Source organism: Phenylobacterium sp. (assembly GCF_016793285.1).
In the GTDB taxonomy this organism is placed as follows: Bacteria; Pseudomonadota; Alphaproteobacteria; order Caulobacterales; family Caulobacteraceae; genus Phenylobacterium.
Genome location: NZ_JAEUMO010000186.1, coordinates 1 through 4,605, shown reverse-complemented (window position 1 = coordinate 4,605; position 4,605 = coordinate 1). Strand labels below are relative to the sequence as shown.

4 protein-coding genes and 1 pseudogene are annotated in these 4,605 nt (G+C 71.8%); 1 reads left to right on the top strand and 4 read right to left on the bottom strand.

The annotated features are described in order from the left end of the window. Positions 1-627 (top strand): PLP-dependent transferase (locus JNL41_RS16335; RefSeq protein WP_293476784.1); only part of this gene is annotated, 627 nt, incomplete at its 5' end. A 27-nt stretch (positions 628-654) separates the two neighbouring features. On the opposite strand, the gene JNL41_RS16330 is transcribed toward JNL41_RS16335, so the two are convergent. The 4 genes and pseudogenes from JNL41_RS16330 to JNL41_RS16315 form a co-directional block, all read right to left on the bottom strand. Beyond that, positions 655-1,545 carry an Hsp33 family molecular chaperone gene (locus tag JNL41_RS16330; RefSeq protein ID WP_293476782.1) on the bottom strand — a complete coding sequence of 297 codons (891 nt, stop codon included), beginning with the start codon at positions 1,543-1,545 and terminating at the stop codon, positions 655-657. 239 nt (positions 1,546-1,784) lie between these two features. Continuing rightward, complete coding sequence (locus JNL41_RS16325; protein WP_293476780.1) at positions 1,785-3,398, bottom strand: serine hydrolase domain-containing protein; 1,614 nt, start codon at positions 3,396-3,398, stop codon at positions 1,785-1,787. Between the two features lie 26 nt (positions 3,399-3,424). Beyond that, positions 3,425-4,255 (bottom strand): TIGR00266 family protein, encoded by an 831-nt coding sequence (locus JNL41_RS16320; RefSeq protein WP_293476778.1) that lies wholly within the window; start codon positions 4,253-4,255, stop codon positions 3,425-3,427. Positions 4,256-4,283: 28 nt separating this feature from the next. Continuing rightward, positions 4,284-4,605, bottom strand: a pseudogene (locus tag JNL41_RS16315) (tRNA pseudouridine(38-40) synthase TruA); the annotation flags it as partial.

The following is a 4,605-nucleotide window of genomic DNA, read 5'->3' as shown; positions in this document are numbered from 1 at the left end:
GTCTTCGCCACGCCGATCTTCCAGAAGCCGCTCGCGCTCGGCGCGGACGTGGTGGTCTATTCAGCGACCAAGCACATCGACGGCCAGGGCCGCGTCCTCGGCGGCGCGATCCTCGGCGACGCCCAGTTGCTGACCGACGCCTACAAGGACATGCACCGCCACACCGGCCCGGCGCTCTCGCCGTTCAACGCCTGGGTGCTGCTGAAGGGCCTGGAGACGCTGGAGTTGCGCGTGCGCCGCCAGACCGAGACCTGCGGCAGGATCGCGGACGCCATCGCCGCGCATGCGAAGGTCGGCAAGACCATCTATCCGGGCCGCCCCGACCACCCGCAGGCCGCGGTGGTCGCCAACCAGATGACCGGCGGCGGCAGCGTCGTGGCCTTCGACCTGGGCAGCCGCGAGGCCGCCTGGCGCTTCCTCGACGCACTGGAGATCTTCGACATCTCCAACAATCTCGGCGACGCCAAGTCGATGGCCACGCACCCCTGCACCACCACCCACCGTTCGATGCCCGAGGCCGAGCGCCTGGAGATCGGCCTCACCGAGGGCTGGGTGCGCATGAGCGTGGGTCTGGAAGGCGCGAACGACCTCATTCGCGACGTCAGCCGGGCGCTGGACGCAGCGTAGGTCCTTCCTGTCCGAGAAGGGGGCCCGTCACGCCGCCAGCGACGCGGGCTCCACGGCGTAGACGCGGCTGCAGTACTCGCAGGTGACGTGGATCTTGCCGTCGTCCTCGACCATGTCGTCGCGTTCGGCGGCGTCGAAGCTCTTCAGCACCGTCACGATCCGCTCCTGGCTGCACCGGCAGAAGGCGCGCAGCGGCCGCGAGCCGAACACGCGCACGCCGTCCTCGTGGAACAGCCGGAAGAGCAGCGTCTCCGACGAGAGGTCCGCGTCCAGCAGCTCGTCCTCGCCGATGGTCTCGAAGAACGCCTGCGTGCGGTTCCAGGCCTCGAGGGTCTCGCCGCGCGTGTCGTCGGCGGCGATGTACTGGATGAGGAAGCCGCCGGCCCGCCACCCGCCGTCCTCGCGGCCGACCGCCAGACGGACCCGGGTCGGGGTTTGTTCCGACTGGGCGAAGTACTGCTCCGCGCAGAGCGCCAGCGTCTCGCCCTCGATGGCGGTCATGCCCTGGTAGCGGTCCATCTCCGGCCCCTGGTCGACCGTCATCATGAAGACGCCCTGGCCCAGCAGGCTCTTGGCGCCGGGACGCTGGAAGCCGCCGCTCACCTGCTCGACCTCGCCCGGGTCGAACCGGCAGTAGCCGCGCAGGCCGCCCGAGGTGTCGTAGTCCGCCACCACGTAGCGCACGGGGCCGTCGCCGCGGGCCTCCACGATCAGGCGGCCCTCGAACTTCAGGTTCGAGCCGACGAGGGCGGCCAGAGCGCACGCCTCGCCCAGCAGGTTCGCCACGGGTTCGGGATAGTCGTGTCCGCGCAGGATCTCGTCGACCGCAGGACCCAGGCGCGCCACGCGGCCGCGGACGGGTTCCCCCTCGATCTGGAAGGCGCCGACGACGTCGTCGGGAATGTTCGTATCAGGCATCGGCGCAATATAGTCGTCCGCGGCGCGGTTGCGAGGCGACGCGTCGTCCCGGCGCACGTTCGCCGAACTCCGGGCGGGACCCCCGTGCGGGCGGCATGCCGAGACGGCCCGCGGCGGGCGCCGCTGCGAGCCTGGCTGGATCTGTGTTCATGGGCGGCCGGGACGGCGAGGAGCGCGACGCGGCCCCGACGGCGGGCTTGCCTCTTCCACGGCCGCCGCAAGGGGGGTGAGGATGGCTTCTAGCGCGCCTCCACGCGGCGGAAGTCCAGCGCGTAGACACGGCTGTTGGTGAAGCGCAGCGCCGTCGGCCGGCCCTTCGCGTCGCGCACGATGCGGATCAGGTTCCCGTCGCCCTGGAAGGCGTCCTGGTAGAGCGGCTGCAGGACGTAGGAGGCGCTGGGCCGGTCCGCGGGCGCGGCCACGGCGAGCCCGCCCTTCACGCTCACCACCAGCACGCCGCCCGCCTCGGGGCTCGAATAGGCGCCGGCGAGGGGCAGGAGTTCGGGCTCCTGCGGCCTCCACTCGGCCTTGCGGGCGAAGGTCACCCTCTCGCCGGCCGGGTCCAGGCGTTCGACGGTGTCGCCGGCGAAGGCGAAGTCCATGCCGCCGCCGAGGTAACGCCCCGCCTCGGCCTGCGGCTGGAAGGCGCCGCCGCCGCGCAGGCGCAGTTCGCCCCTGTCGGCGACGACGCGCAGCACGTTGCCCGTGCGCTCGTCCACGTAGGCGCCGGGGAAGCGCGCCAGGTCCTGGTCCGGGGCCAGCCGCGCCGCGCCGGGCGTCGCGGGCGGCGGCAGCACGGCGTCGACCACCCGGTGGCCGATCTGGGTCGGATTGACGTCGCCACGGTTGCACAGCAGCGCCACCGACAGGCCGGCCGACGGCACACGGGCCAGCCAGGCGCGGTAGGCCGCCGTCGCGCCCGAGTGCGAAACCTCCTCGCGCCCGCTCCACGGCAGCACCATCAGGCCCCGCGCGTAGGTGATCTGCCGCCCGCCGGTCAGCTTGGGGCGTTCGGCCATCCTCTCGGCGATCCCGGCGCCCAGCCGGCCCTCGCTCAACGCCCGGTTCCAGATCAGGAGGTCGCCCACCGTCGTCAGCAGCGCGCCGTGGCCGTAGGTGTTCTCGAACGGCATCTCCTGCAGCCAGTTCCCGTTCTGGCCTGGCGTGTAGGCGACGGCGCGGTCCTTCACGACGCGGCGGAAGTTGTCGCGCCAGCTCGTCCGCGTCATGCCCAGCGGCTGGAACAGACGCTCCTTCGTGAACTCGGCCAGCGACTTGCCGCTGACCCGCTGCACGATCAGGCCGGCGAGGTTGTAGCCGGTGTTGGTGTACGAGTAGGCCTCGCCCGGCGTGTAGTTCAGGCTCTTCTGCCGCGCCGCGATCAGCAGCACCTCCTGCGGCGTGTAGATGCGGCTGGTCCGAGGCCAGCCCGCCAGCGCCGCCACCTCGCCCCAGTCGCGCAGGCCGCTGGTGTGGGAGAGCAGCATGTCGACGGTGATCGGCCGGCCGTAGTCCGGCATCTCGGGCAGGTACTTCCGGATGTCGTCGCTGAGCGCCAGCTTGCCGTCGGCCGCCAGCAGCAGGATCGCGGCGGCCGTGAACTGCTTGGAGACCGACCCGGCCTCGAAGATCGTGTCGGGCGTGATGGCGACCCCGTGCTCCAGGTCGGCCGAACCGAAGCCGCGCAGGACGGGCGCCTGCCCCGTCCGCTCGACGCCGACCGCGCAGCCGGGATCGTCCGCCCCGAACCGCGCGAACACGCCCGCGACAGGGTCGGCGGAAGGCGCCGCGGGCGCCTGAGCCTGCGCGCCCGTCGCCACGGCCAAGGCCCCGGCCAGCCCGATCCACCGCATCCTCGGCCTCCCCGCTTCCTGCCCGTCTAGTTGTTGCCGCCGATCAGGTCGCCCAGGCCGCCCAGCACCGAGCCCTCGCCACGGTTCTGGCCGCCCGGCCCGGCCGCCGCCAGCATCCGGCCCGCGAGGCGCGCGAACGGCAGAGACTGGATCCAGACCTTCCCGGGGCCGGTGAGGCGCGCGAAGAACAGGCCTTCGCCGCCGAAGAAGACGCTCTTCACGCCGCGCACCATCTCCAGGTCGAAGTCCACGCTGGGGGTGAAGGCCGCGAGGCAGCCGGTGTCGACGTGCAGTTGCTCGCCCGGCGCCAGTTCGCGCTCGACCAGCGTGCCGCCCATCTGCACGAACACCCAGCCGTCGCCGTCGAGCTTCTGCATGATGAAGCCCTCGCCGCCGAACAGGCCGGTCATGACCTTGCGCTGGAAGGCGATGCCGATCGACACGCCCTTGGCCGCGGCCAGGAAGCTGTCCTTCTGGCAGATCAGCGTGCCGCCCACCGAGTCCAGCTTGATCGGCAGGATCGCGCCCGGCGTCGGCGAGGCGAACGCCACCTTGGCCTTGCCGCGGCCCTGATGCGTGAAGACCGTCGTGAACAGGCTCTCGCCGGTCAGCAGGCGCTTGCCGGCGCCCAGCAGCGAACCCATGAAGCCGCCCTGCTGGCCCGAACCGTCGCCGAACACGGTGGTCATCTCGACCGAGGCGTCCTTCCACACGAACGAACCCGCCTCGGCGATCGCGCTCTCGCCGGGATCCAGCTCGATCTCGACGAACTGGAGCTCCTCGCCCTTGATCTCGAAGTCGATGTCGTCGGCGACACCGGCGCTGCGCATGTGATGGTTCCAGGGGCCTTGCGACATGGGGGAGGTCTCCGGTTGGGGTTCGGTGTCAGTAGCCGACGTGGGTGAGGTATAGCCCTTCGGCCGGCGCGACGGGGCCGCAGGCCTTGCGGTCGCGGGCTTCCAGGGCGGCGGCGACATCGGCCTTGGTCCAGCGGCCGACGCCGACCTCGGCCAGGGTGCCGGTCATCGAGCGGACCTGGCGGTGCAGGAACGAGCGCGAGGCGAACTCGAGGATGACCTCGCCGCCCTCGCGGCGCACGGCGGCGACGTCCAGGGTCTTCATCGGCGACTTCGCCTGGCACGCCAGGTCGCGGAAGGTGGTGAAGTCGTGGTGGCCCACCAGCACCTGGGCGGCGGCGTGCATCGCC